The sequence below is a fragment of the Streptomyces sp. NPDC007991 genome, assembly GCF_042958445.1.
Taxonomy (GTDB): Bacteria; Actinomycetota; Actinomycetes; order Streptomycetales; family Streptomycetaceae; genus Streptomyces.
The window spans coordinates 315,081-339,637 of sequence record NZ_JBIBJD010000004.1 but is presented as its reverse complement, the minus strand read 5'-3'; the positions used below and the strand labels follow the sequence as shown (position 1 = coordinate 339,637).

At 71.6% G+C, this 24,557-nt stretch carries 26 protein-coding genes and 2 tRNA genes; 17 read left to right on the top strand and 11 right to left on the bottom strand.

Annotated features, from left to right (window positions below):
- The first annotated feature begins 11 nt into the window (after positions 1-11).
- Together ACFZDA_RS13135 and ACFZDA_RS13130 are read left to right on the top strand one after the other, a co-directional pair.
- The gene (locus tag ACFZDA_RS13135) at positions 12-371 is read left to right on the top strand and encodes an MmcQ/YjbR family DNA-binding protein (RefSeq protein WP_391079300.1); all 360 of its coding nucleotides are present in this window, start codon (positions 12-14) and stop codon (positions 369-371) included.
- A 101-nt stretch (positions 372-472) separates the two neighbouring features.
- Positions 473-546 (top strand) — tRNA-Pro (locus ACFZDA_RS13130).
- A gap of 103 nt (positions 547-649) precedes the next feature.
- Here the strand turns inward: ACFZDA_RS13130 and ACFZDA_RS13125 are convergent.
- From ACFZDA_RS13125 to ACFZDA_RS13105, 5 genes are all read right to left on the bottom strand, one after another.
- Complete coding sequence (locus ACFZDA_RS13125; RefSeq protein ID WP_167409651.1) at positions 650-1,177, bottom strand: NUDIX hydrolase family protein; 528 nt, start codon at positions 1,175-1,177, stop codon at positions 650-652.
- 84 nt (positions 1,178-1,261) lie between these two features.
- On the bottom strand, positions 1,262-2,401 hold the full coding sequence (locus ACFZDA_RS13120; protein WP_391079297.1) for an amidohydrolase family protein: 1,140 nt from the start codon (positions 2,399-2,401) through the stop codon (positions 1,262-1,264).
- Position 2,402: 1 nt separating this feature from the next.
- Positions 2,403-3,806, bottom strand: a complete 1,404-nt coding sequence (locus ACFZDA_RS13115; protein WP_391079295.1) for a glutamine synthetase — start codon at positions 3,804-3,806, stop codon at positions 2,403-2,405.
- Positions 3,807-3,850: 44 nt separating this feature from the next.
- Complete coding sequence (locus ACFZDA_RS13110) at positions 3,851-4,663, bottom strand: SAM-dependent methyltransferase (protein ID WP_391079293.1); 813 nt, start codon at positions 4,661-4,663, stop codon at positions 3,851-3,853.
- A 132-nt stretch (positions 4,664-4,795) separates the two neighbouring features.
- Positions 4,796-5,620, bottom strand: a complete 825-nt coding sequence (locus ACFZDA_RS13105; RefSeq protein WP_391079291.1) for a hypothetical protein — start codon at positions 5,618-5,620, stop codon at positions 4,796-4,798.
- A gap of 417 nt (positions 5,621-6,037) precedes the next feature.
- On the opposite strand from ACFZDA_RS13105, the gene ACFZDA_RS13100 reads away from it, so the two are divergent.
- Genes ACFZDA_RS13100 through ACFZDA_RS13070 form a run of 7 tightly spaced genes read left to right on the top strand, consistent with a single transcriptional unit; the run spans position 6,038 to position 13,020 of the window.
- Positions 6,038-6,700: a cupin domain-containing protein gene (locus ACFZDA_RS13100; protein WP_391079288.1), complete on the top strand. Its 663-nt coding sequence runs from the start codon at positions 6,038-6,040 to the stop codon at positions 6,698-6,700.
- Positions 6,701-6,752: 52 nt separating this feature from the next.
- Positions 6,753-8,090: a M24 family metallopeptidase gene (locus tag ACFZDA_RS13095; protein WP_391079285.1), complete on the top strand. Its 1,338-nt coding sequence runs from the start codon at positions 6,753-6,755 to the stop codon at positions 8,088-8,090.
- The gene (locus tag ACFZDA_RS13090; protein WP_391079282.1) at positions 8,090-9,067 is read left to right on the top strand and encodes a thiamine pyrophosphate-dependent enzyme; all 978 of its coding nucleotides are present in this window, start codon (positions 8,090-8,092) and stop codon (positions 9,065-9,067) included. The genes ACFZDA_RS13095 and ACFZDA_RS13090 overlap by 1 nt, the downstream gene beginning before the upstream one ends.
- Complete coding sequence (locus ACFZDA_RS13085) at positions 9,055-10,035, top strand: pyruvate dehydrogenase complex E1 component subunit beta (protein WP_391079279.1); 981 nt, start codon at positions 9,055-9,057, stop codon at positions 10,033-10,035. The genes ACFZDA_RS13090 and ACFZDA_RS13085 overlap by 13 nt, the downstream gene beginning before the upstream one ends.
- Positions 10,036-10,076: 41 nt before the next feature.
- Positions 10,077-11,456 (top strand): amidohydrolase family protein, encoded by a 1,380-nt coding sequence (locus tag ACFZDA_RS13080; protein ID WP_391079276.1) that lies wholly within the window; start codon positions 10,077-10,079, stop codon positions 11,454-11,456.
- Positions 11,453-12,334 carry a cupin domain-containing protein gene (locus ACFZDA_RS13075; RefSeq protein ID WP_391079273.1) on the top strand — a complete coding sequence of 294 codons (882 nt, stop codon included), beginning with the start codon at positions 11,453-11,455 and terminating at the stop codon, positions 12,332-12,334. Before ACFZDA_RS13080 ends, ACFZDA_RS13075 begins: the two co-directional genes overlap by 4 nt.
- The gene (locus ACFZDA_RS13070; protein WP_391079270.1) at positions 12,331-13,020 is read left to right on the top strand and encodes an SDR family oxidoreductase; all 690 of its coding nucleotides are present in this window, start codon (positions 12,331-12,333) and stop codon (positions 13,018-13,020) included. Before ACFZDA_RS13075 ends, ACFZDA_RS13070 begins: the two co-directional genes overlap by 4 nt.
- 63 nt (positions 13,021-13,083) lie before the next feature.
- On the opposite strand, the gene ACFZDA_RS13065 is transcribed toward ACFZDA_RS13070, so the two are convergent.
- From ACFZDA_RS13065 to ACFZDA_RS13050, 4 genes are read right to left on the bottom strand one after another with little or no spacing between them, the layout of a single operon-like run.
- Entirely contained in the window at positions 13,084-13,734 is a 651-nt protein-coding gene (locus tag ACFZDA_RS13065) for an endonuclease (protein WP_391079267.1), read from the bottom strand.
- A 2-nt stretch (positions 13,735-13,736) separates the two neighbouring features.
- The gene (locus ACFZDA_RS13060) at positions 13,737-14,081 is read right to left on the bottom strand and encodes a DUF3140 domain-containing protein (RefSeq protein ID WP_391079265.1); all 345 of its coding nucleotides are present in this window, start codon (positions 14,079-14,081) and stop codon (positions 13,737-13,739) included.
- Positions 14,082-14,133: 52 nt separating this feature from the next.
- Positions 14,134-14,616 carry a ferritin-like domain-containing protein gene (locus ACFZDA_RS13055; RefSeq protein ID WP_391079263.1) on the bottom strand — a complete coding sequence of 161 codons (483 nt, stop codon included), beginning with the start codon at positions 14,614-14,616 and terminating at the stop codon, positions 14,134-14,136.
- Positions 14,613-14,870 (bottom strand): WhiB family transcriptional regulator, encoded by a 258-nt coding sequence (locus ACFZDA_RS13050; protein WP_391079260.1) that lies wholly within the window; start codon positions 14,868-14,870, stop codon positions 14,613-14,615. The genes ACFZDA_RS13055 and ACFZDA_RS13050 overlap by 4 nt, the downstream gene beginning before the upstream one ends.
- Before the next feature lie 184 nt (positions 14,871-15,054).
- On the opposite strand from ACFZDA_RS13050, the gene ACFZDA_RS13045 reads away from it, so the two are divergent.
- Together ACFZDA_RS13045 and ACFZDA_RS13040 are read left to right on the top strand one after the other, a co-directional pair.
- Positions 15,055-16,239 carry an acetyl-CoA C-acyltransferase gene (locus ACFZDA_RS13045; RefSeq protein WP_391079258.1) on the top strand — a complete coding sequence of 395 codons (1,185 nt, stop codon included), beginning with the start codon at positions 15,055-15,057 and terminating at the stop codon, positions 16,237-16,239.
- A gap of 139 nt (positions 16,240-16,378) precedes the next feature.
- Complete coding sequence (locus ACFZDA_RS13040) at positions 16,379-17,158, top strand: TSUP family transporter (RefSeq protein ID WP_391079255.1); 780 nt, start codon at positions 16,379-16,381, stop codon at positions 17,156-17,158.
- On the opposite strand, the gene ACFZDA_RS13035 is transcribed toward ACFZDA_RS13040, so the two are convergent.
- Both ACFZDA_RS13035 and ACFZDA_RS13030 read right to left on the bottom strand, forming a co-directional pair.
- Entirely contained in the window at positions 17,144-17,962 is an 819-nt protein-coding gene (locus ACFZDA_RS13035) for an HAD-IIA family hydrolase (protein ID WP_391079252.1), read from the bottom strand. The two genes, ACFZDA_RS13040 and ACFZDA_RS13035, sit on opposite strands and share 15 nt — an antisense overlap.
- A gap of 199 nt (positions 17,963-18,161) precedes the next feature.
- A complete protein-coding gene (locus tag ACFZDA_RS13030; protein ID WP_391079250.1) occupies positions 18,162-18,737 on the bottom strand; it encodes a DUF309 domain-containing protein in 576 nt (191 codons plus the stop codon).
- Positions 18,738-18,838: 101 nt separating this feature from the next.
- On the opposite strand from ACFZDA_RS13030, the gene ACFZDA_RS13025 reads away from it, so the two are divergent.
- The 6 genes from ACFZDA_RS13025 to ACFZDA_RS13000 all read left to right on the top strand — a co-directional run bounded on the left by ACFZDA_RS13025 (position 18,839) and on the right by ACFZDA_RS13000 (position 24,546).
- Positions 18,839-18,912, top strand: a tRNA-Pro gene (locus tag ACFZDA_RS13025).
- A gap of 244 nt (positions 18,913-19,156) precedes the next feature.
- A complete protein-coding gene (locus ACFZDA_RS13020; RefSeq protein WP_391079248.1) occupies positions 19,157-20,428 on the top strand; it encodes an extracellular solute-binding protein in 1,272 nt (423 codons plus the stop codon).
- Positions 20,429-20,430: 2 nt separating this feature from the next.
- Entirely contained in the window at positions 20,431-21,378 is a 948-nt protein-coding gene (locus ACFZDA_RS13015; protein ID WP_391080127.1) for an ABC transporter permease subunit, read from the top strand.
- A complete protein-coding gene (locus ACFZDA_RS13010) occupies positions 21,378-22,211 on the top strand; it encodes an ABC transporter permease subunit (RefSeq protein WP_391079245.1) in 834 nt (277 codons plus the stop codon). Before ACFZDA_RS13015 ends, ACFZDA_RS13010 begins: the two co-directional genes overlap by 1 nt.
- 42 nt (positions 22,212-22,253) lie before the next feature.
- The gene (locus tag ACFZDA_RS13005; protein ID WP_391079242.1) at positions 22,254-23,441 is read left to right on the top strand and encodes a sn-glycerol-3-phosphate ABC transporter ATP-binding protein UgpC; all 1,188 of its coding nucleotides are present in this window, start codon (positions 22,254-22,256) and stop codon (positions 23,439-23,441) included.
- A 121-nt stretch (positions 23,442-23,562) separates the two neighbouring features.
- Positions 23,563-24,546 (top strand): aldo/keto reductase, encoded by a 984-nt coding sequence (locus ACFZDA_RS13000; protein ID WP_391079240.1) that lies wholly within the window; start codon positions 23,563-23,565, stop codon positions 24,544-24,546.
- Positions 24,547-24,557: the final 11 nt, after the last annotated feature.

Sequence of the window (24,557 nt, the reverse complement as noted above, 5' to 3'; positions counted from 1 at the left end):
CCGTGCCTGCCATGCCGGATGCCGAAGACGTACGACGTATCGCCCTGTCCCTGCCGGACACGACGGAGAAGATCGCCTGGAGCATGCCCACGTTCCGGGTCGCTGGAAAGATGTTCGCCACGCTGCCGGAGGACGAGACGTCCATCGCCGTGCGCTGCCCCAAGGAGGAGCGGGACGAACTGGTGCTCGCCGAGCCGGGGAAGTTCTGGATCGCCGGTCACGAGGCGCAGTTCGCCTGGGTGCGGGTCCGGCTCGCCGCGCTGGAGGGTGAGGGCGAACTGCGGGACATCCTGGCCGACTCCTGGCGCCAGGCGGCTCCCACCCGGCTCCTGGAGGCGCATCCCCGGCTGGGCCTCCCCGCAGCGGACTGAGAGGGGGTGGGCCCCGGAAACGGATGCGCGATCACCGGCGCGAGTGCGGTATTGTTTCCCTGCGCGTTGGGCCGGGGGAAACCCCCAGGTCAGACGGGCAACGGGACGTGGCGCAGCTTGGTAGCGCACTTGACTGGGGGTCAAGGGGTCGCAGGTTCAAATCCTGTCGTCCCGACAGAGTCGACCAGCGGGTCTGCCGATTTCGGCAGACCCGCTGATTGCGTTCGGAGCCACCGCCCTCCGGTTACGGTGCCGTCCACGGCCGATGCGGAGGGGTATCAGATCACGCAGCCCGCATGGGCCAGCGCCTGCTTGAGCAGCACCCCGTGACCGCCCGGCATCTCGCTCTGCACCGCCTCCGACACGGCCTCCTGCGGGCTGAACCACACCAGGTCGAGCGCGTCCTGCCGGGGCCGGCAGTCACCCGTCACCGGCACGATGTAGGCCAGGGACACCGCGTGCTGCCGGGGGTCGTGGTACGGCGTGATCCCCTGCGTCGGGAAGTACTCCGCGACCGTGAACGGCTGGAGCGACGTCGGGACCCGGGGCAGCGCGACCGGGCCGAGGTCCTTCTCCAGGTGGCGCAGGAGGGCGTCGCGGACGCGTTCGTGGTGCAGCACGCGGCCGGACACCAACGTCCGGCTGACCGTCCCGTCGGGTCCCATGCGCAGCAGCACGCCGACACTGGTGACTTCACCGCTGTCGTCGACGCGGACCGGGACGGCATCGACGTACAGGATCGGCATGCGGGCACGTGTCATCTCCAGTTCGTCGGAGGACAGCCAGCCGGGCGTGGTTTCGGTCATGTCAGACATCGCTTGATCATACTTTCAGTCGTTCGGACTTCCTGGGTAGCCGCTCGGGAGGAACTGTGACCGGCTCCACGCCGTTCAGCCGTCTCCCGGGGAGTCGTCGGCGAGCCCGTAGACCCGCAGGGCGTTGTCCCGCCCGGCCCACCGGGCGATCCGCAGCGCGTCCGGCAGGGACAGCTCGTCGGCGTCCACCCGCCCCTGGAGCAGTTCCGCCAGGCCCTGGCGGAAGGCGAGGGCCCCGAGGTGGAAGAACTCCGGCACACCGTACGCGTCGGAGCTGTACAGCAGTTTGCGGAACGGCGTGATCTCCAGGGCCTCCGCCAGGACCGCACCGGCCCGGGCCGGGCCGACGTGATGGAGGGTGAGGCCCACGTCGAGGTACACCTGCTCGAAGACCGCCGCGAGGAAGGAGGCCTGCCGCTGGTAGGGCCAGCAGTGCAGCAGCAGGACCGGGATCGTCCCGGCCGTCAGGTGCAGCCAGTCCGTGAGGAGGGCCGGGTCGGCCCGGTGCAGCCGGATGTCGTCGTCACCGAACCCGGTGTGCAGCTGGAGCGGCAGGCCCAGGTCGACGGCGGTCCACAGCAGGTGCCGTACCAGGACCGGGTCGTCCAGGCGGCCGCCGCGGGCCGCCCAGTGCCGGGCGGCGCCGGTGACCTCCGCGTCCGAGGGGCGGGCCGGGTCCAGGCCGAAGCCGGTGCGGTAGGCCGCCACCGACTTCACGGCCACCACGCCCGGTCGCCGCACCGCGTCCAGCGCCGCCGCGCGGAAGGCGTCCGCGTAGGCGTCCGGCTCGACCCCCGCGGCCCGCACCGACTCGGCGACGCCCTCCAGCCGCACGACCTCGTAGGCGGACCCGCCCGCGGCCTCGGCGACCTCGCGCGGGGTGGTGAGCCGCTCGGCGGCGAAACCGGTGTCGACGCAGAAGACGTCCGTCCCCGAGGCGCGCAGGAAGCGCCGCTGCACCTCGCGCCGGCCGAGCTCCGAGCGCCGGGCCAGGTACTGCTCCACGGGGGCGTGCCGCGGCAGGTCCAGCAGGGGAGCGCAGTGGCGGCGCACGGCCACGCCCACGGGACTGTCGAAGGGCGAGACGCCCGGCCACGCGTCGCCCTCCGTGAGGAGCGGCTCGAAGTCCTCCCGGCCGAGTTCGGCGGTCACCGTGCCGTGGCAGTGGTGGTCGACCAGGCGCAGCGCGTCGAGCGCTTCGCGGACCGCGCCCACGTCAGTACGTCCACCGGTAGGCCGCCGCCACCTGGTCGTCGTCGAGACCGGCGACGGACGCCAGCTCTCCCCGCCGTACGGCGATCACCGCGTCCGCCAGGACCGGGCCGAGGGCGGCGCGCAGCACGTCGTCCTCGCGGAACTCCTCGACGGCCCGCTCCAGCGAGACCGGCAGCCGCCGTACGCCCCGGGCCGCCGCCTCCGCCTCGCCCAGCCGTGCCGGGTCCCCGGTGGTCTCCTCGGGCAGGGCGGCGGACGAGGTCAGGCCGTCCAGTCCGGCGGCGATCAGGGAGCCGATCGCGAGGTAGGGGTTCGCGGCCAGGTCGATCGGCTTGATCTCCAGGTTGGCCGCCTGGTCGCGCAGCCCCGCCGTGCCCGTGACGACGCGCAGGGCGGTCTCCCGGGTCTCGCGGCCCCACGCGGTGAACACCCCGGCCCACTGGGAGGGCCTGAGCCGCAGATAGCTGGCGGGGCTCGGCGCCGTCACGGCCGTGAGACCGGGCAGATGGGCGAGGAGGCCGGCCGTGAACGACTCCGCCTCGGCCGTCATGCCGTAGCGGCCCTCGCCCCCGGCGTGCAGATTGACCCCGCCGCGCCAGGCCGAGAGATGGACGTGCCCGCCGTTGCCGACGCCCTGCCCGACGACGGCCGGGGCGAACGAGACGCGCAGCCCGTGCCGCTGGGCCACCGCGCGGACCGTCTGCCGCACCAGCACGCTGCGGTCGGCCGCAGCCACCGGGTCGACGGCACCCACCGAGATCTCGAACTGCCCGGCCGCGTACTCGGGATGGACCTGCTCCACGTCGAGGCCCTGGGCCGCGCACGCCGCCAGCAGGTCGGCGGCGTAGTCACCGAGCTCGACCTGCCGTGTGGCCCCGTACGCCGGGCCGGTCGTCGCGGGCACGAACGTGTCGCCGGGCGCGTCCCCGCGGGCCAGGGTCCACTCGACCTCCACGGCCGCCCTGAACGTCAGGCCGTGCCGCTCGGCCGCCTCGGTGACGACCCGGCGCAGAAACGTACGCGCGCAGCCGGGATGCCGCTCCCCGTCCTGCGTGATCCGGTCGACCGGCGCCCACGCCCAGCCCGGCTGCCCGGCCAGCACCACGAGCTGGTCGAGATCCGGGTAGAGACGCAGATCGCCGTCGGGGGAGCCGAGGACGTCGGTGGTCACGACGGAGTCGTTCGCCAGGAACGTGTCGAACACCGGGGACATGCCGACGCCCCAGGCCGCGGCGGAGGCGAGCCGGGCCGTCGGGATCGTCTTCACCCTGCCGATGCCCGCGGTGTCCACGTAGGAGAGCACGACGCCGTGCACACCCCGCCCCGACAGCTCGCCGCTCAGCACGGTGGCCCGCTCGACATCGCCGGGACGGCCGCCGGGCACCGGATCGGCCAGGGTCGTCATGCGTCCTCCTCGATACGTCCTCCTCGCGGGGACGGCCGCGGGCGTCAGGCCTTGACGGCCACCGCGCCGTACTGCGGCACCAGCACGGCCGAGCCGGCGTCGGCCCGCCACTGCCCGCACGACACCAGGCCCGGGTCGAGCAGTTCCAGACCGTCGAAGAACGCGGCGATGTCCGCGCCGCTGCGGGCCGTGATCGGGGGTGTGGCGTTCTCGTTCCAGAACTTCATGGCCGGGATCTGCCCCGCGCCGCCGAGCTCGTCGTCGAAGGTGGGGTGGGTGAGGACCAGGTGGCTGCCGGAGGGGACCGCGGCCATCACACGGCGCACGATGTCCCGGGCCTTCTCCGTGTCCAGGACGAAGTTGAGGATGCCCAGCATCATGACGGCGACGGGCCGGGTGAGGTCGAGGGTGTGCCCGGCCCGTTCCAGGATGCCGTCCGGGTCGTGCACATCGGCGTCGATGTAGGCGGTGGCGCCGGCGGGGGTGCCGGTCAGCAGGGTGCGGGCGTGCACCAGCACGATCGGGTCGTTGTCGACGTAGACGATCCGGGAGTCGGGCGCGAGCCGCTGGGCGATCTCGTGGGTGTTGGCCGCCGTCGGCAGCCCCGTGCCGATGTCGAGGAACTGCCGTACTCCGCGCTCCCCGGCCAGGAACGACACGGCCCGGCCCAGGAAGTCCCGGTCCGCCCGGGCGATGTCCCGGATGACCGGGAACATGCCGGCCACCTGCTCGCCGACCTTCTGGTCGACCTCGTAGTTGTCCTTGCCGCCGATCCAGTAGTTCCACACGCGCGCGTTGTGCGCCACACCGGTGTTCAGGCGCGCCGAGCCGCTCGGCGGGGTGTGGCTCTCACTCACGTCTCTTCCTCTCCTCGCACGAGCGACCGGTGCCGGTCGTCGCGGCCATTGTGCCGCTCCGGTGATCACCTGTCCCCGGAATCGGCAGAAGCCGGCGGCGGGTGCAGGCGCGGGGGAGAGCCGCGGCCCGTGTCAGTCGAACTCGCTGGGGTTCGGCGTGGGCGTCTTGCCGGCCAGTACGTCCTTCAGGCGCTGGGTGCCGCTGCGCACCGCCTGCCCGACGGAGTCGCTCTCGCCCCCGTCGAGCCCGCCCGCCGTGACGGTGATCGCGTCGTCGCCGACGCGTACGGCGGCGACGTCCAGGGTCAGCACGGCATCCGTGCCGCCGGTCGTGCCCCGCACCGTCACGCGCAGGCCCTCCCGGGCGTCGCCGACGTCGGGCAGCGAGGTCTCGACGACCTGGACGGTGCGCTGTTCGCCGTGGTCGGTGGCGGTGAACTGGTCGCACGTCTCCGGCAGGCTCGCCATCCAGTTCAGGGAGTCGCGCAGGCCGGTCGGTTCGTAGGAGGCGACCTGGTACAGCAGGCGCGATTCGCCCTGCTCGAAGCCGCGCAGCTCGGACGCCCCGGACGGCTTGCCGAGCAGATCGTCGTCGAAGAGGGAGCCGAGGAGCCGCCGGCAGTCGGCGGCCTGGGCCTTGGCGGTGAGGAAGTCGGCGACGTCGACTTGGCCGATGAGCAGGCTGTCGTGCCAGTTCTCGGCCTCGGTGTCCTTGACCTGGGTCCAGTCGTCCTCGATGTCCGCCTCGGTGATCAGCGCGGCCCGTGCGCCGTCCGTGGTGAGGGTGGCGGTCGGCGAGGGGGTCTGCCGCTTCCCGGCGACCTGTGACGCGGCGACGTCCGAGACGCGGGAACCGTCCGTGTCGCCGTCGTCCGAGCAGCCGGTGGTGGTCAGCAGCGTGCCTGCCGCCAGGGCGGCGGAGAGAACACGGACGAGCCGGTACGGACGACGGGACATCGGGGGTGCCTCCTGAGAACGGGACGCGTGTCCTCAGCGCACCACCGGCCCCGACGGCCCACCACCGGCACCGGACTGTTCGGGTGAGCACCGCCCACACCGCACGCTCCGGCGTGCCCGTCGTGTCATGCCCAGGCCGCGATCTCGGCGTCGGTCCGGCCGGGGGCGGCCCGGCGGACCACGTCCGGCTCGCGCTCGGTCAACGGCTCACGGAGCGGCGCCGAGTGGGCCGGGGTGCCGCTCGCGCCGGGCCGGCGCCACGGCCTCCTCGCTGTCCGGGGATCTTCGGCGACCACGGTGATGTACGGCGGCGCAGGGGCGCTGGGTGGCGAGGTCGCAGCCGCCGTGTCTGGCGGGGCACACCCCACCGGCTGTTCAATGGAGCTGCACACCCGTCACTCGGGAGAGGAGCCGCCCGTGTCCCCTTCCGTCGTGCCGCCCGTCGGTGCGCGTATCCGGCAGGCGCGTCTGGAGCGCGGGAGGAGCCTGCGCGCGCTCGCCCGGGAGGTCGGCGTCTCGGCGAGCCTCGTGTCGCAGATCGAGACCGGCAAGAGCCAGCCCTCCGTCAGCACGCTGTACGCGATCACGACGGCCCTGGGCATCTCCGTCGAGTCCCTCTTCGACGCCCGGGACAGCGCCGGACTCCCGCGGCACGGAGCGACACCGCTCGCGGCGGCGGCCCCCGGCGCCACCGTCCTGCACGCCCTGGCCGCCTTCGCCGCCGACCCGGGGCGGCGGATCGGCCCGCTGGTCGGCGCGGGGGAGCGCGAGAGGCTGGAGCTGGACTCGGGCGTCGTCTGGGAGCGGCTGGGCCGGGTGCCGGGCGCGGAGGTCGACTTCCTGCTGGTGACCTACCGGCCCGGCGGCTCCTCCTCCGGCTCCGGCGCACTGATGCGGCACGCCGGCACCGAGTACGGCTATCTGACCTCCGGCGAACTGATCCTCACCCTCGGTTTCGACGAGTACACCGTGCGCCCGGGCGACGCCGTCTCCTTCGAGTCGACGACCCCCCACCGCTACCGCAACGATGGAGAGGTACCGGCTGTCGGTGTCTGGTTCGTGTCCGGCGATGTTCAGTGACACTTGACACCCGCAGGACCCGGGCGTTCACTCCGAAGTGGGGGTGGTCGCCATGGCGATCCGCACATACGGCCCCAACGCCGTCGACTGGGAAGAGCGCATCGACCTGGACCGGCTGCGCGGACAGCGGCTGGCCCGGCTGCACGAGTGGCTGAACCGCTCCGCGCTGGGCGCGGTGCTCAGCTTCGACTTCGCCAACATCCGCTACATGACCGCCACGCACATCGGCACCTGGGCGATGGACAAGCTGATCCGCTTCGCCCTGCTGGTGCGCGACGGCGAACCCGTCGTCTGGGACTTCGGCTCCGCCGCCCGGCACCACCAGCTGTACAACCCGTGGCTCGACTACAGCGACGGCAAGGGCGGCCCGCCCACCGGCGCACGCGCCGGCATCTCCACCCTGCGCGGCGCCTTCCACCCGGACGCGGGCATCGCCGAGGACGTGGCCGCCAAGATCGCCGCAGAACTGCGCGAGCACGGGCTGGCGAACGAACCGCTCGGCGTCGACGTCGCCGAGATGCCCGTCCTCGCCGCCCTGCGCGCCGAGGGCATCGACGTCGTCGACGGGCAGCAGGTCTTCCTGGAGGCCCGCCGGATCAAGACCGGCGACGAGATCGCCCTGCTCACCCAGGCCTGCGCCATGGTCGACGCGGCCTATGAGGAGCTGTACGGCTATCTGCGCCCGGGTGTGCGCGAGAACGAGTGCGTCGGGGTCGTGGCCAAGGTCCTGTACGACCTCGGCAGCGAGTACGTCGAGGGCGTCAACGCCATCTCGGGCGAGCGCTGCTCACCCCACCCGCACGTCTACAGCGACCGCCTGATCCGCCCCGGCGACCCGGCCTTCTTCGACATCCTGCACAGCCACCTCGGCTACCGCACCTGCTACTACCGCACGTTCGCCGTGGGCAGCGCCTCCCGTGCGCAACGGGACGCCTATGTGCGCTGCCGCGCGTACATGGACGAGGCGATCGCGCTCGTCCGGCCGGGCGCGACCACCGCCGACATCGTGCGGGTGTGGCCGCGCGCCGAGGAGTTCGGCTTCGCCGACGAGACCGCCGCCTTCGCCCTCCAGTACGGCCATGGCGTCGGCCTGTCGATCTGGGAGAAGCCGATCTTCAGCCGCCTGGTCTCCCTCGACCACCCCGAAGTCCTCGAAGAGGGCATGGTGTTCGCCCTGGAGACCTACTGGCCGGCCGCCGACGGCTGGTCCGCCGCCCGGATCGAGGAGGAACTCGTCGTCACCGCCGACGGCTGCGAGGTCATCACCAAGTTCCCCGCCGAGGAACTGCTGGTGGCCGGGCGCAAGTACTGGACGGTGGGCGGCGAGCTGAACACCCGCCGGGAGGCGCAGTCCCATCTCAACACCTCGCGTGACGACGGAGCGGACTGATGGACGCCGCCGGACTCCTCGCCTGCTACGAGCGGATGGCCGTCATCCGCCGCACGGAGAAGGCCGCCCACGACCTGTTCCTCCAGGGCCTGGTGAAGGGCACCACGCATCTCGCCGCCGGGCAGGAGGCGATCGCCGTGGGTGCGAGCGCCGCCCTGCGCCCGGACGACTATGTGTTCGCCACCTATAGGGGCCACCACCATGCCCTCGCCCGGGGCGCCACCCCCGAGGAGTGCCTCGCCGAGCTCATGAGCCGGGCGACCGGGTTGTGCGGGGCCAAGGGCGGCTCCATGCACCTGACCAAGGCGGCCACCGGCATGCTCGGCTCGTACGCCATCGTCGGTTCCCACCTGCCGATGGCGGTCGGCGCGGCCTGGTCGGCCCGGCTGCGCGGGACGGACCAGCTGGCGGTCGCCTTCTTCGGCGACGGCGCGACCAACATCGGCGCCTTCCACGAGTCGCTCAACCTGGCCGCCGTGTGGAAGCTGCCGGTGCTGTTCGTGTGCGAGAACAACCTGTACATGGAGTACACGCCGATCGCCGACGTCACGGCGGTGGCCCGGCCCGCCGCCGACCGGGCGCCCGCCCACGGCATCCCGGGCGAGGTCGTCGACGGCAACGACGTCGTCGCCGTCGAGGAGGCGGTGGCGCGGCTCGCGCGGCGGGCCCGGGCGGGGGACGGGCCCGCCGTGCTGGAGGCCGAGACCTACCGGCACTTCGGGCACAGCCGCTCCGACCCGGCGGCGTACCGTCCGGCCGAAGAGGTCGAACGGTGGCTGAAGCACGACCCGCTGGACCTCGCCCGGGGGCGGCTGGCCGAGCTGGGAGCCGGGGCGGAGACGGTCGCGGAGGCCGACGAGCGGGCCAGGGCCCTCGTGGCGCGGGCCGTCGAGGCGGCGAAGGCCGGACCGCCGCCCGATCCGCGGGAGGCGCTGACCGACGTGTGGGCGGACGGAGGTGCCGCATGGCGGACGTGATCACCTACCGGGAAGCGGTCGCCGAGGGCATCGCGCGCGAGATGCGCCGGGACACCTCCGTCGTGTGCCTCGGGGAGGACATCGCCGCGGCCGGCGGTGTGTTCAAGACGACCGTGGGTCTGCTGAAAGAGTTCGGGCCCGAGCGGGTGTGGGACACGCCCATATCCGAGCAGGCCATCGTGGGCGCGGCGATGGGCGCCGCGATGACCGGGATGCGGCCCGTCGCGGAGATCATGTTCTCCGACTTCCTGGCCTGCTGCTGGGACTACCTCGCCAACGAGATACCCAAGGTCCGCTACATGACCGGCGGCCAGGTCACGGTGCCGCTCGTCGTGCGCACCGCCAACGGCGGCGGGCTCGGTTTCGGCGCCCAGCACTCGCAGGCCACCGAGAACTGGGCCCTGACCGTCCCCGGTCTGAAGATCGCGGCACCGGCCACACCCGCCGACGTCATCGGCATGATGGCGGCGGCGATCCGCAGCGACGACCCCGTGGTCTTCTTCGAGCACAAGGCCCTCCTGGCCACCAAGGGGCCACCGCCACCGCCTGACCATGTCGTCGAGCTGGGCCGGGCCGCCGTCGTACGCGAGGGCGCCGACGTCACGCTCGTCGCGCTCGCCTCGACGGTGCCCCTGGCGCTGAAGGCCGCCGACGTGCTGTCGGGCGAGGGCATCGAGGCGGAGGTGATCGACCTGCGCTGCCTGGTCCCGCTGGACGCCGCGACCGTCCTCGACTCCCTGCGCACGACCTCGCGGCTGGTCACCGTCGAGGAGAACCCGTACCAGGGCGGCTGGGGCGGCACCGTCGTCTCGATCGTCGCCGACGAGGGCTTCGGCCTGCTGGACGCGCCCGTGCGGCGGGTCGCGGGGGAGTGCGTCCCGCTGCCGTTCGCCGACGCGCTGGAGGAACAGGTCATCCCCACCGCCGACAAGGTCGTCACGACGGTCCGCGCGCTCGCCGCCTACTGACCGCCCACCCACGCACCGAAGACCCCATGGGAGGAAGCACGATGACCACGAGAACACTTCTGCGCAATGGTCACGTGATCTCGATGGACCCCGCCATCGGGGATCTGCCCCAGGGGGACGTCCTCGTCGAGGACGGCAGGATCGCGGCCGTCGAGCCCGAGATAAGCGCGGACGCCGACATTCTCGACATGAGCGGCCGCATCGTGATCCCCGGCTTCGTCGACACCCACCGCCACACCTGGGAGGCGCCCATCCGCGGCGTCGCACCCGACGCCACCCTCGACGACTACTTCGTCGACATCCTCGACACCTTCGCACCCCTGTACACCCCGGAGGACGTCTACGCGGCCAACCTCGCGGGCGCCCTGGAATGCCTCAACGCCGGTATCACCACGCTGGTCGACTGGTCGCACATCAACAACACCCCGGACCACCCGGACGCCGCGATCCAGGGCCTGAAGGAGTCCGGCATCCGGGCGCAGTACGCGTACGGCAGCGCCAACACCTCCCTCGCCGACTACTGGTTCGAGAGCAGGATCGCCATACCCGCCGACGACGTCCGGCGGATCCGCGCCACGCACTTCGCGTCCGACGACGGCCTGCTGACCATGGGTCTCGCCACCCGAGGACCCGGCTTCTGCGTAGGCGAGGTCGTCGCCGCCGAGTGGGCCCTCGCCCGCGAACTCGGCATCCCGATCACCGTGCACGTGGCCATGGGGCGGCTGGCCGGCCGCTTCGGCATGGTCAGGCAACTGCACGGCATGGGGCTCCTCGGCCCGGACACCACCTACGTCCACTGCTGCTACCTCAGTGAGGAGGAGTGGCGGATGGTCGCCGACAGCGGGGGCACGGTGTCCGTCGCGCCGCAGGTGGAGCTCCAGATGGGCCACGGCTGGCCGCCCGTGACGCAGGCGATCGAGCACGGTCTGCGGCCGTCGTTCAGCATCGACGTCGTCACCACCGTGCCCGGCGACATGTTCACGCAGATCCGCGCGGCCTTCGGCGCCGAACGCGCCCGCGTCAACGCCGACTGCTGGCAGGCCAACCTGCCCGTCCCGGACACCATGCTGACAGCGCGTCAGATGCTGGAGGCCGCCACCGTCAACGGCGCCCATGTCGCGGGCCTGGAGGACCGCACCGGCTCCCTGACCCCCGGCAAGCGCGCCGACATCGTCGCGATCGACGCCACCGCGCTGAACGTCGCGCCCGTGCACGACGCGGCGGCCGCGGTGACCCTGTGCGCGGACGTGTCCAACGTGGACACCGTCCTGGTCGACGGGGTGATCCACAAGCGCGACGGCAGGCTGGTCGCCGACACCGGGCGCGCGCTGCGGCTCGTTTCGCAGGCCCGCGACCGGCTCCTCGCGGCGAAGGAGACGAAGGAGGCGAAGGGCGAGACGGGTGAGAAGGCCCCGGCATGACGAATCATCTGGTGCGCCGCGCGGCCGAGCTGCCCGAGCCGCCGTACGACGCCCTGGGCCACCGGCGGCGGACGCTGGTCGGCGAGGACGACGGCAGTGTGCACACCGGCTTCGGCCTGTGCGAACTGCGCCCCGACGGCCGTGTGCCGGCCCATGTGCACTCGTACGAGGAGAGCTTCCACATCCTCGGCGGGGCCGTGGTCCTCGACGTCCCCGAGGGCTCGTACCTGCTGGAGGAGGGTGACTACGGCCTGCTGCCGATCGGCGTGCCGCACGCCTGGCGCGGCGCCGGGGACACCGCCGGCCGCTGGGCGGACATGCTCGCCCCCGTGCCCCGGGCCCGCTACGGGTACGACACCCAGACCGTGCCGGACCTGCCCGTGCGCGACCCCGTCCGGCTCGACGTCCGCGACCCGCGCACCCGCTCCTTCGGTCACTTCGAGCCCGCCCAGATGGACCCCGGCGGGCAGTCCCAGGACCTGCTGGCCGTCACGGCGAGTATGCGCACCGCGCTGCTGGTCTACAGCGGCATCACCGTGAAGATGATGGTCGACAGCGACCTGGGCGCGGTCGGCTCGACGATGTTCATGGTGCAGTACGCGTCCGACGGCGTCATCGGCACCCACGACCACCCCTTCGAGGAGACGTATCTGATCCTGGAGGGCGTCGCCGAGACCACGCTCGACGGCGAGCGGTACCGGCTGGAGCCCGGCGACCTCGCCTGGGCGGGCACCGGCTGTGTGCATGGGTTCGTCAATGCCGGGCAGGGGCCCCTGCGGTGGCTGGAGACACAGGCGCCGCAGCCACCGTCGCGGCACTCGTACCGGTTCACCAGGGACTGGGACTATCTGCGCCAGACGCTTCGGGAGGGCTCATGAGCAGTGTCCTTGTCGTCGGCGGCACGTCGGGCATCGGCCTGGCGTTCGCCCGGGCCCGCGCCGAGCGTGGCGACGAAGTCGTCCTGACCGGCCGTGACGCTCACCGCGCCGACCTGATCGCCAAGGAGTTCGGTGCCCGGGGCATCGCCCTCGACCTGGCGCGGCCGCTGGAGATCGCGGCGGCGCTGGCCGGCGTGGGACGCGTCGACGAGCTGGTGGTCGCGGGTGTCTCCCGGGACGACAACAAGGTGAGCGAGTACGACATCGACGCCGCGCTGCGGCTGGTCACCCTCAAGCTCGTCGGCTACACCGAGGTCGTGCACACGCTGCGGACCCGGCTGCACGACGACAGCGCCATCGTGCTCTTCGGCGGACAGGCCAAGGAACGCCCCTACCCGGGGGCGACGACGGTGGCGACGGTCAACGCGGGCGTGCGGGGCCTGATGAACTCCCTCGCCGTCGAACTCGCGCCCGTCCGGGTCAACGCGGTGCACCCCGGCGTCGTCGGCGACAGCCCGTACTGGCAGGCCAAGCCGGAGAAGGTGCTCGACGTACTGCGCACCGAGACGCCCACCGGGCGGCTGGCCTCCATGGCGGACGTGGTGGACGCGGTCGACTTCCTGCTGCGCAACCGGTCGGTCAACGCCGTCGAACTGGCGGTGGACGGAGGGTGGTTGCTCGGCTGAGGCCAGGGCCTGTTGTGAAAGTGGCGGGGCAGGCGGCACTTTCGCAACAGGCCGTGGGCCGGTTCACCCGGCCCGCCGCAGCGCGTCCTCGGCCACGTCCTTGTCCACCGCCGCGCGCACCAGCGCCGCGGCGAGGACAGCCGGGTCGGTCCGCCGCCCGGCCAGTTCGGTGAGACGGTCCGGATCCTTCGGAAGCTTCAGCCGCTCGGCACCCTGGAGGGCCTTGGCGTCGAGGTAGGGGGCGGCCTCCGGCCACACGCCCTGCGCCTCGCGCAGGAAGATGTCGGCTCCGGCCGGGCCGATCCCGGGGAACTCCTGGAGCAGGTGGCGCAGCTCGGACACTTTGCCGTCCGCCTCCCGGCGCAGTCGCCGCAGATCCCCGCCCCACCGTTCGTTCAACAGCTCGGCGGCCTCACCGAGCTGGGTCGCCGTGCGCTCGTCGTAGCGCCGGTAGCCGCCCCGGCCGAGCGCGTCCACCCGCTCCTGCCAGTCGGCCTGTGCCATGCGGCGCGGATCGCGCAGCCCCGCTTCGTGCAGGGCACGGGCGGTGGCCACCGCGATCGAGCCGCGGATGCGGGCGCTGAGCAGATGGGCCAGCACGAGCAGCCGGTACAGCGGCTGCGGGGTGTCCTTCAGCCGGATCCCCGCCTCGTCCGCGTACGTCCGGCCGTGCGCTTCGAGAAGTTCGCGCACGACGCGCTCCTGCCGGTCCACGACTACCCCTTGAGCGGATCGTGGCCGATCGTCATCAGCCGGCGCCTGCGGCGCGTGTCCTCGGCCGTCACCTCGGGCTCCGGCTCGTTCTCCACGTCCACCTGCGAGGTGACCGTGTCCACGACCTTCAGCATCACCCGCAGGTCGTCCTCGGTCAGGTCGGTGCGCCGCTTCTGCAGGATCGCCAGGACGTGCTGCCCGGTCTGCGTGCCCGCCTGGTCGGGCAGCGGCTCCGCGTCCTCGTCGGCGTCCCGCATCCGCAACCAGGCCGCGAGCTCCTGCGAGGTCATGTTCACCACGCGGTGGAAGTCCTCCCACAGCGCGTCGAGTTCAAGGGCGTCGGTCATCACATGCCCCTTCCGTACGTATGTGCGCGCGCTCCGTATGTGCGCGCACTCTTCAGCCCTCGCGGGGGAAGTTCTCGGCGTCGAACATCCACCGCTGCTTCTCCAGCTCGGCGGTGATGCTGATCAGCAGATCCTGCGTGACCAGGTCGGCCTTCTCGGTCGCGTCGATGCGCTCGCGCAGCCGGCCGATGGCGTCCTGGAGGGACTCGACCATCACCTTTACGGCGTCCGCGTCGCGCACCCAGCCCTCCTTGGGGGCGGGCAGGGTGAAGGCCTTGGCGATCGTCTCGGGACGACCGTCCGGCGGGACGCCGAGCGCGGCGGACCGCTCCGCCGCCGTGTCGGCGAAGTTCCGCGCGGCCGAGACCACCTCGTCGAGCTGGAGGTGGATCGACCGGAACCGCGGTCCGACGATGTTCCAGTGCGCCTGCTTCCCGATCAGCGAGAGTCCGAGCAGATCCACCAGGGTGTCCTGGAGTGCCTCGCACGAGACCCGGCGGGCCTCGTCGGGCAGTGTGCTCCGCACAGCCGTCATAGGGCGCTACTCCTCCTCGCGTCGTTTCTCGTCGTCCGGAGCAGTGCGTCGCGCTCCTCCTCGCAGGTCCCGCCCCACACGCCCGCGGCCTGGCCGCTGCTGAGCGCGAAGCTCAGGCACTGGTCGGTGACCGGGCAGCGCGCACAGATCCGCTTCGCGGCGGCGACGTCCCGCAGGGCCGGGCCTGCCGTGCCCACGGGGAAGAACAGTTCGGGGTCCTCGTCCACACAGGCGGCGCTCCGCAACCACTCCATGAACGCGCGGGTGCCCCGGGCCCTCTGGGGCAAACCCCGATGCGGAAGCACGGACGCCGGTCGGTCCGACCTGCGATCACGCTCTTCCAGGTCGCTTCTACCCTCAGAATCTTCACAGGGCGCAGCCCGAGGGTCTATAGTCCGAAACTAGCAGTGCTAATTAAGTGGTGTGAGGAGTCCTCTCGTGCGTCCCGTCCACTTCGCGGCCGCCCGCCGCACCCCCATCGGCAGGCTGCGGGGATCCCTCTCCTCGGTACGGCCCGACGACCTCGCCGCGACCGTCGTGCGCGCCCTGGCCGACGTCCCCGCCCTCGACCCCGCCCGCATCGACGACGTCTACTGGGGCGCCGCCAACCAGGCCGGCGAGGACAACCGCAACGTCGCCCGCATGGCAGCACTGCTCGCCGGCCTCCCCGAGTCCGTGCCCGGCGCCACCGTCAACCGCCTCTGCGCGTCCGGCCTGGAGGCCGTGACCACGGCGGCCCGCACCATCGCCGCCGGCGAGGCCGACATCGTGATCGCGGGCGGCTCCGAGTCGATGAGCCGCGCCCCCTTCGTCCTGCCCCGCCCCGACGAGGCCCTGCCGCACCGCATCGAGACCGCCGACACCCGCCTCGGCTGGCGCCTGGTCAACCCGGCGATGCGGGACCTGCACGGGCTGCTCTCCATGGGCGAGACGGCGGAGGAGGTCGCCGCCCGCTACGGCATCCCGCGCGAACGCCAGGACGACTTCGCCCTGCGCAGCCACCAGCGCGCCGCCCTCGCCCGCGGATACGGCCACTTCGACGACGAACTCCTGCCCGTGGAACGCCCCGACGGGGTCGTCGTCGACACCGACGAATGCGTCCGCGAGGACACCTCGTACGAGAAGCTGTCCCGGCTGAAGCCGGTCTTCCGGGACGGCGGCACGGTCACCGCGGGCAACGCCTCCCCGATGAACGACGGCGCCGCCGGCCTCCTCCTGGTCAGCGAGGACGCCCTGCACGAGCTGGGCCTGGAGTCCCTGGGCCGCTACGTCGCCGGAGCCTGTGCAGGCGTCCACCCCGACGTCATGGGCATCGGCCCGGTCCCCGCCACCCGCAAGGTACTGACCCGGGCCGGCTGGAGCATCGGCGATCTGGAGGAGGCCGAGTTCAACGAGGCCTTCGCGGCCCAGGCCCTGGCTTGCGTGGACCAGCTCGGCATCGACCCCGACCTGGTCAACCCGAGCGGCGGAGCCATCGCCCTCGGACACCCGCTGGGCTGCTCGGGCGCCCGCATCCTGACGACGCTGCTCCACCGCATGCGGCGGACCGGGGCGGGGCGCGGCCTGGCGACGATGTGTGTCGGGGTGGGGCAGGGGAGCGCGGTGCTGGTCGAGCGGGCGTAGCCGCCGGGGACCGAGCACCTCGATCAGGGCCTGGTGTGCCTTTCTGCCCGTCGTACTCCAGGGGCGTCTCGCTGGTCATGCCCGACCGGCGAGACGGCCCTGCGGGCTCCGGTTCGTTGCACATAGCATCAGTGCTCGCATGAACACGATGACGCTCTGGCACATCACCGGCTGGGAGTTCGCCGCACTCGCCTTCGCGGCCCTGCTCGTCGGCTTCTCGAAGACCGCCGTGAGCGGGGCCAACACGGTCAGCCTCGCCATCTTCGCCGCGGTGCTGCCCGCCCGTGCCTCCACCGGCGTGCTGCTGCCGGTGCTGATCGCCGGGGACCTGCTCGCCGTCGCCACCTACCGGCGGCACGCCCACTGGCCCACACTGTGGCGGCTGTTCCCGGCGGTCGCCGCGGGCGTCGTCATCGGCACGGTGTTCCTGATGTGGGCGGACGACGCGGTCGTACGGACCTCGATCGGTGCGATCCTGCTGCTGATGGCCGCGGTGACCGTCTGGCGCAGGCGTACGGCGGAGGCGGAACGGGAGCCGGAGCCCGAGTCGGTCACCAGCCGGGCGGGCCGGGTCAAGGCCCGCTCCTACGGCGTCCTCGGCGGCTTCACCACGATGGTCGCCAACGCGGGCGGCCCGGTGATGTCGATGTACCTGCTGTCCGCGGGCTTCCGCAAACTCGGCTTCCTCGGCACGTCGGCCTTCTTCTTTCTGATCGTCAACGTCTCCAAACTGCCCTTCAGTGCCGGTCTCGGCCTGATCGACGGCCGCTCCCTGCTCCTGGACCTGGCGCTCGTGGTGTTCGTCGTGCCCGGCGCGTTCTTCGGCAAGTGGGCAGTCAACAAGATCAACCAGCGGTTGTTCGAACAGCTGGTCATCGCGGCGACCGTCGTGGGCGGACTGCAGCTACTGCTGCGCTGAACCCCGCAGGAGGGCCGGAAGGTCCGCGAAGGAGTCGATCACGTGGTCGGGCGTGCCGTCGGCGGCGCGGAGGTCCTCCGGCTGGAACTTGCCGGTCCGCACGAGGACCCCGGTGATCCCGGCCCGCTGTGCCGCGCGCACGTCGGACTCGATGTCGTCCCCGACCATCAGGGCCTCGCCCGCACCGGCGCCCAGCCGGGCCAGTGCCGCCTCGAAGAACGCCCGGGCCGGTTTGCCGGTGATCTCGGCCTCCACCCGGGCGGCCTGCTCGAGACCGGCCAGGAACGCCCCCGAGTCCAGCCGCAGCCTCTCGGCCGTACGCCAGTACAGGTTGCGGTGCATCGCCACCAGCCGGGCCCCGCGCTGGAGATGCCCGAAGGCCCGGTCCAGCTCCGCGTAACCGAACTCCGGACCGGCCCCGCCGACCAGCACCACATCGGGCACCGCGGCGGAGTACGCCGCGGTGCCCGGGTCCGCAGCGTCGACGACGTCCACACCGTCGAGGTCCTCCGCGATGTCACCGCTGTTCAGCAGGGCGCACCGGGCGCCCGGACAGTGCTCGGCGAGGTAGGCGGCGGTGGCGGCGGGCGCGGTCAGGATGTCCTCGGCCGACACCCAGAACCCCGCGTCCGCGAGCGTCCCGGCGATCGACGCCCGCGTCCGGGACGTCGTGTTGGTGACCAGCAGCACGGCGAGCCCGGCTTCCCTGATCTCCCGCAACGCCTCGACGGCACCCGGCAGGGGCCGCCACGAGACGGTCAGCACCCCGTCGATGTCGACGAGCACGGCACGCACGGACTCCATGCCTGGACGATAACCAGGGTGAGCCGTGTCCGCCGGTCGGCATCCCGACTTCGGTACTCCGGGCAGGGCGGCAGCCGCCCGTCACGCCGTGCCGGTCGCCATGGCCTTCGCCGGCTCGCCCGGCAGGCCGCGGCTCAGGTCCTCTACGTGCGCATGCCAGAACGGGAGCGCCGGTGATGTGCGCCTCGGTCGTCCCCCGTCAGCGCCCCGCCTCCGTACCCCGCAACCGGGGCGCCCGCGCTCCCGCGTCCACCGGGCGGCCCGACCTCTCCACCTCCTCGGCCAACCGCCGTGCCCAGGCCGCGACGCTGTCGATGTCGATGCCGTGCGGCGTCGCCTCCCCGGAGGCGGAGGCCCACTCCTCGGCCGCGACCGCGCCGCGCCGCAGCAGGCGTGCCCCGCCCGTGAGGTTGCCGCGGGCGGTGTGGGTCAGGCCCACGGCGAGCTGGGCGAGGCCGCGCCAGAGTTCCCGTTCCGTGTCGGGACCCGACTTCCAGGCGTCCTCGAAGACCTCGTGCGCGTGGAACGGTTTCCCTTCGTCCAGGAGTCGCTGCGCCTCGTCGACGGTCTCCTCCGGCGTGCGGACGACGCCCTCGGGCTGCCGCGGCACGCCCGGCGCGTCGTACGGCAGGGGCCGGCCGAGGCCGTCCCGAGGCCGGGCGTTGCGCGCCCGCCCCTCGCTGTCGCGGTCCCGGGCGCCGCCGGGCGTGCCCGCGGACAAGCTCTCCGTGTGTCCGGTGTTCTGCGAGTTTCCCCTGCTGTCTGTGCTGCCCATACGGGGATTGTCCCGCGCCGGGGCCGACTTTCGGCGCGGCCGGGGGTGTGGGGTAAAGTGCTGTTCGCGCGATCACGCGGTTCACCGCGGTGGGCGCGCAGCGGGACGTGGCGCAGCTTGGTAGCGCACTTGACTGGGGGTCAAGGGGTCGCAGGTTCAAATCCTGTCGTCCCGACTTGCGACGTAGCAGGTCGGAGGTCATTTCCGGTTCACCGGAAGTGGCCTCTTCGTCATGTCTGGGCAAGGCCTCAGTGAGCCACTGGGCGATTTATTGCGATATGTGCTTGGTAATGCCTTATGTGCTCCCTAGTGTTCACCGCGAGGGAAGCACTGCGAGGCCCGAGTCCTGTGCCACCGTCCGGAAACGAGGTGTGGAGCGCGTGCACGCGAGGTACGGCTGCCGGCCCCTTTCGGGTCACATGGGACGTCCCCGAGGGACGCGATGGCTGCGGGCGTTCGCAGTACTGCCGTTGCTGGCTTCGGTGCTCGCCGCATGCGGCAGTGACGAGGGATCCGCCAGGCCCACACTGAACTGGTACAACTTCCCCGACGACTCCGGCGCGCTCCAGAAGGCGGCCGACCGGTGCAGCCAGGCCTCGGGCGGCCGCTACAGGATCAGCTACAACAAGCTCCCGCGTGCGGCTGACGGCCAGCGCCAGCAGCTTGTCCGCAGACTCGCCGCCCACGACAACTCACTCGACATCCTGGGCCTGGACGTCACCTGGGCGGCGGAGTTCGCCGAGGCCCGCTGGATCCGGGAATGGACGGGGACGGCGAAACGGCGGGCCGCCGAGGGCACCCTGCGCGTACCGCTGCAGACCGCGACCTGGAAAGGCAAGCTGTACGCCGTCCCGTACAACACCAACACCCAGCTCCTGTGGTACCGCAAGGACCTGGTGCCCACCCCGCCCAGGACCTGGGCCGAAATGCTGGACATGGCAGGCGCCCTCGCACGGCAGGGCAAGCCGCACTTCGTCGAGATCCAGGGCGCCCAGTACGAGGGCCTGACCGTCTGGTTCAACACGCTGATCAACAGTGCGGGCGGCTCCGTCCTCAACGCGAGCGCGACCGAGCCTTCTCTCGGCCCTCCTGCCTCGCGGGCCGCCGGGATCATGCGTGAGCTGGCGAAGTCCCCGGCCGCGGACCCCTCCCTGTCCAACCAGATGGAGGACCAGAACCGGCTCGCCATGGAGTCGGGGGCAGCGGTGTTCGAGCTCAACTACCCGTTCGTCTATCCGTCGATGAAGGCGAACAACCCCGCGTTGTTCAAGAACTTCCGCTGGGCGCCGTACCCCCGGGTCGACGCGAACCGCCCGGCACGGCCCACGATCGGCGGCATCGATCTGGCTGTGAGCGCCTACTCGCGCCACCCCGACCTGGCCTTCGAGGCGGCGCTGTGCCTGCGCAACCGGGAGAACCAGCTCACCGCCGCGCTCGAGGGCGGTCTGCCGCCCACGTTGCGCGGACTGTACGACGAGCCGGCGTTCATGAAGGCGTACCCGTTCTCGCGGGAGGTGCTGGCCGGCCTGCAGACGGCGAGCGTACGGCCGCTCACTCCGGCCTACCAGAACATCTCGATCGCGATCTCCCACACGCTGTCCCCGCCGTCCGCGATCGATCCGGTGAGCTCGATCAAGACCATCAGGGATCAGATCGACGATGCCCTGCGATCCGAGGGTGTGATCCCGTGAGCATGCAAGCGGAACCGGCCGGAGCACCGGTACCCCCCGAGGCGGAGCAGACACGGCAGGACACGGCGGCGCTCTCGGTGGGCGCCCGGCAGGAGCGGCGGCTCGGCTGGCTGCTGTGCGCACCCGCCGTCGTCGTCATGCTCGCCGTGACCGCGTATCCCATCGGGTACGCCGTCTACCTGTCCCTCCAGCGGTACGACCTGCGCTTTCCGGGGCAGGCGAAGTTCGTGGGCCTGAGCAACTACGGGGCCGTGCTGACCTCCCCGTTCTGGTGGGACGCGTTCTGGGTGACGCTGTTCATCACCGGCGTGTCCGTGGCCGTCGAACTCGTCCTCGGCATGTGCCTCGCCCTGGTCATGCACCGCACGATCTTCGCGCGCGGTGTCGTCCGCACGTCGGTCCTCATCCCGTACGGCATCGTCACCGTGGTCGCCGCCTTCTCCTGGCAGTACGCCTGGACCCCGGACCTCGGCTACCTCGCCGGGCTGCTGCCCGCAGGTGACGCCCCGCTGACCGAGCAGTGGCCGGCCCTGTGGCTGATCGTCCTCGCGGAGGTGTGGAAGACGACCCCCTTCATGGCCCTGCTGCTGCTCGCCGGCCTCGCCCTGGTCCCCGAGGAGACCCTGAGGGCGGCCATGGTGGACGGCGCCACCCCGTGGCAGCGCTTCATCAGGGTCGTGCTGCCGCTGATGAAGCCGGCCATCCTGGTGGCCCTGCTCTTCCGCACACTGGACGCCTTCCGGATCTTCGACAACATCTACATCCTGACCGCCGGGGCCCAGGGAACCGGCTCCGTGTCGATCCTCGGGTACGACAACCTGTTCACCGCGCTGAACCTGGGCATCGGGTCGGCGATCTCGGTCCTGATCTTCATCTGCGTCGGGATCATCGCCTTCGCCTTCGTCAAGCTGTTCGGCGCCGCCGCACCCGGCGCGGAGGTGAAGCGCTGATGGCCGCCGTAGGCAAGACGCACGCCGCCCGATGGACCGTCGTGAACGTCGTGGTGGTGCTGTACGCCCTGTTCCCGGTGTGGTGGATCGCCGCGCTGTCGTTCAAGGACCCCAGCACCCTCACCGACGGCGACTACATCCCGAGGGACTGGACCTGGCAGAACTACCGGGGCATCTTCGCGACCTCCGAGTTCACCAGGGCGCTGATCAACTCCATCGGCATCGCCCTCATCGCCACGGTGATCGCGGTGGCGCTGGGCACCATGGCCGCCTATGCGGTGGCCAGGCTGCGCTTCCCCGGCAAGCGGGTGCTCATCGGCATGTCACTGCTGATCGCCATGTTCCCCCCGATCTCCCTGGTGTCACCCCTGTTCAACATCGAGCGGATCATCGGGATCTTCGACACCTGGATCGGGCTGATCATCCCGTACATGACCTTCTCCCTGCCGCTGGCGATCTACACCCTGTCGGCCTTCTTCCGGGAGATCCCCTGGGACCTGGAGAAGGCGGCCAAAGTCGACGGGGCGACGCCCGCGCAGGCCTTCCGGCTGGTCATCGTGCCGCTGGCCGCGCCGGGCGTGTTCACCACGGCCATTCTCGTGTTCATCTTCTGCTGGAACGACTTCCTGTTCGCGATCTCGCTGACTTCCACCCAGTCCGCGCGCACGGTGCCGGCCGCGATCGCGTTCTTCACCGGGAGCTCGCAGTTCCAGCAGCCCACCGGGTCGATCGCCGCCGCCGCCGTGGTGATCACCATCCCGATCATCGTTTTCGTCCTGTTCTTCCAACGGCGGATCGTCGCCGGACTGACCTCCGGGGCAGTCAAGGGGTGAACGGGCCGACCCGGAAGGCATGAAGGCAAGGAGGCACCACCCATGGCCGAGATCATCCTTGAGGGAGTCACCAAGCGCTTTCCCGACGGGGCCCTCGCCGTGAAGGACGTGGACCTCGACATCGCCGACGGCGAGTTCGTGATCCTGGTTGGTCCGTCGGGATGCGGAAAGTCCACCACCCTGAACATGATCGCCGGGCTTGAGGACATCACCGAGGGCACCCTGCGCATCGGAGACCGAGTCGTCAACGACCTGGCTCCGAAGGAACGCGACGTCGCCATGGTGTTCCAGAGCTACGCCCTCTACCCGCACTTGAACGTCGGGGAGAACATGGGCTTCCCACTGCGCCTGGCCAAGGTGGACAAGGCCACCATCGACGCCAAGGTGGCGGAAGCCGCCCGGATCCTCGACCTGACCGAGCACCTGGACCGCAAGCCCGCCAACCTCTCGGGCGGCCAGCGCCAGCGGGTGGCCATGGGCCGGGCGATCGTCCGTGATCCCAAGGCGTTCCTGATGGACGAGCCGCTGTCGAACCTGGACGCCAAACTCCGGGTACAGATGCGCACCCAGATCTCCCGGCTGCAGCGCCGCCTCGGCACGACCACGGTGTACGTCACCCACGACCAGACCGAGGCGATGACGCTCGGCGACCGGGTCGTGGTCATGAGGCAGGGCCTGGTCCAGCAGATCGGCACGCCCGCCGAGCTGTACGACAGCCCGCGCAACATCTTCGTCGCGGGTTTCATCGGCTCCCCGGCGATGAACTTCCTGAACGCCACCCTGGAGGCCGGTGCCCTGCGCTCGCCCGTGGGAGACCTTCCCCTCGACGACCGTACGAGGAGGGAACTGGAACGGCAGAACGCCCCCCGCCAGGTCATCCTCGGGCTTCGGCCGGAGGCGTTCGAGGACGCGGCCCTGGCGCACGACCGGGACCGGACGGGCCCGGTCTTCACCCCCACCGTGGAGGTACTGGAGTCGCTGGGCTCCGATGTGTACGTCTACTTCACCGCGGAGGGCGGTCCCGCGACGAGCGCCGAGCTGGAGGAGCTGGCCACGGACTCGGGCATGCGCGACACCGGCGCTGACGCCAGTCACATCGTGGCCCGCCTGGACGCCGCCACCCGTGCCCGCGAAGGCGAGCCCGTGCGGCTGCAGGTCGACATGGCCAAGGCCCACGTGTTCGACCCGGGCACCGGAGCCAACCTCACGCATCCGCTGAGGGCGGCCTGACGACGTACCGCACGGGGCGCGGCCTTCTTTCGCCGCGCCCCCTTGACCTCAAGTGCGCTCCAAGCTGAAGACTCCCGTCCGTGCCCCGAGGTCCGGGGCGGCGAGGAAGGGAGCAACAGCCATGCGCTACCGCACGATCGGCACGGACCCGGGCACCCGCCGCGAGGTGAGCGTGCTCGCGCTCGGCGCGATGCTGTTCGGCTCGGTGACGGACGAGAAGACGTCCTTCGCCGTCCTCGACCGGTACGTCGAAGCCGGCGGGAACTTCATCGACACGTCCGACAACTACGCCTTCTGGGCCGACGGCGGCCAGGGCGGCCAGAGCGAGGAACTCCTCGGCCGCTGGCGGCGCAGCCGCGGCATCGGTGACGAGATCGTCATCGCGACCAAGCTCGGCGCCCGCCCCCTGGCCCCCGGCACCAGCTACGTCGACAACCCCGAAGGCCTGTCGGCGAAGGTGATCAGGGAGTCCGCCGAACGCAGCCGCGAGCGGCTCGGCCTGACGAAGCTGGACCTGCTGTACGCCCACATCGAGGACCACGAGGTCCCCCTCCGGGAGACCGTCGAGGGCTTCGCCGAACTGGTCGCCGAGGGCACCGTGGGACTGCTCGGCGTCAGCAACCACGCGACGTGGCGGGTCGAGCGGGCCCGTGCCCTCGCCGCCGCGGCCGCACTGCCCGGCTACGAGGTGCTCCAGTACGCGCACAGCCACCTGCGCCCCCGCACCGACATACCCGAGTCCCTCTTCCCGGACGGCAGCCTCGGCCACGCCGGCCCCGACCTGCTCGGCTACCTGAGGGCCGAGCCCGGCCTCACCCTGGTCGCCTACTCACCTCTGCTGAAGGGCGCCTACAGCCACCCGGACCGGCTGCCCGCGGACTTCGACCACCCCGGCACCCCGGCGAGGCTGGCGGCACTGCGGGAGGTGGCCCGGGAGACCGGGGCGACCGTCAACCAGGTCGTGCTGGCCTGGCAGATCGGCGGCGACCTGCCGATCGTCCCGCTGGCCGGGGTCTCCTCCGTGGCCCAGCTGGAGGAGAACCTCGCCGCCGTGGACCTGGAACTGACCGCCGAGCAGCGGGCCAGGCTGGACGCGGCCCACTGACCTCGTGGAAC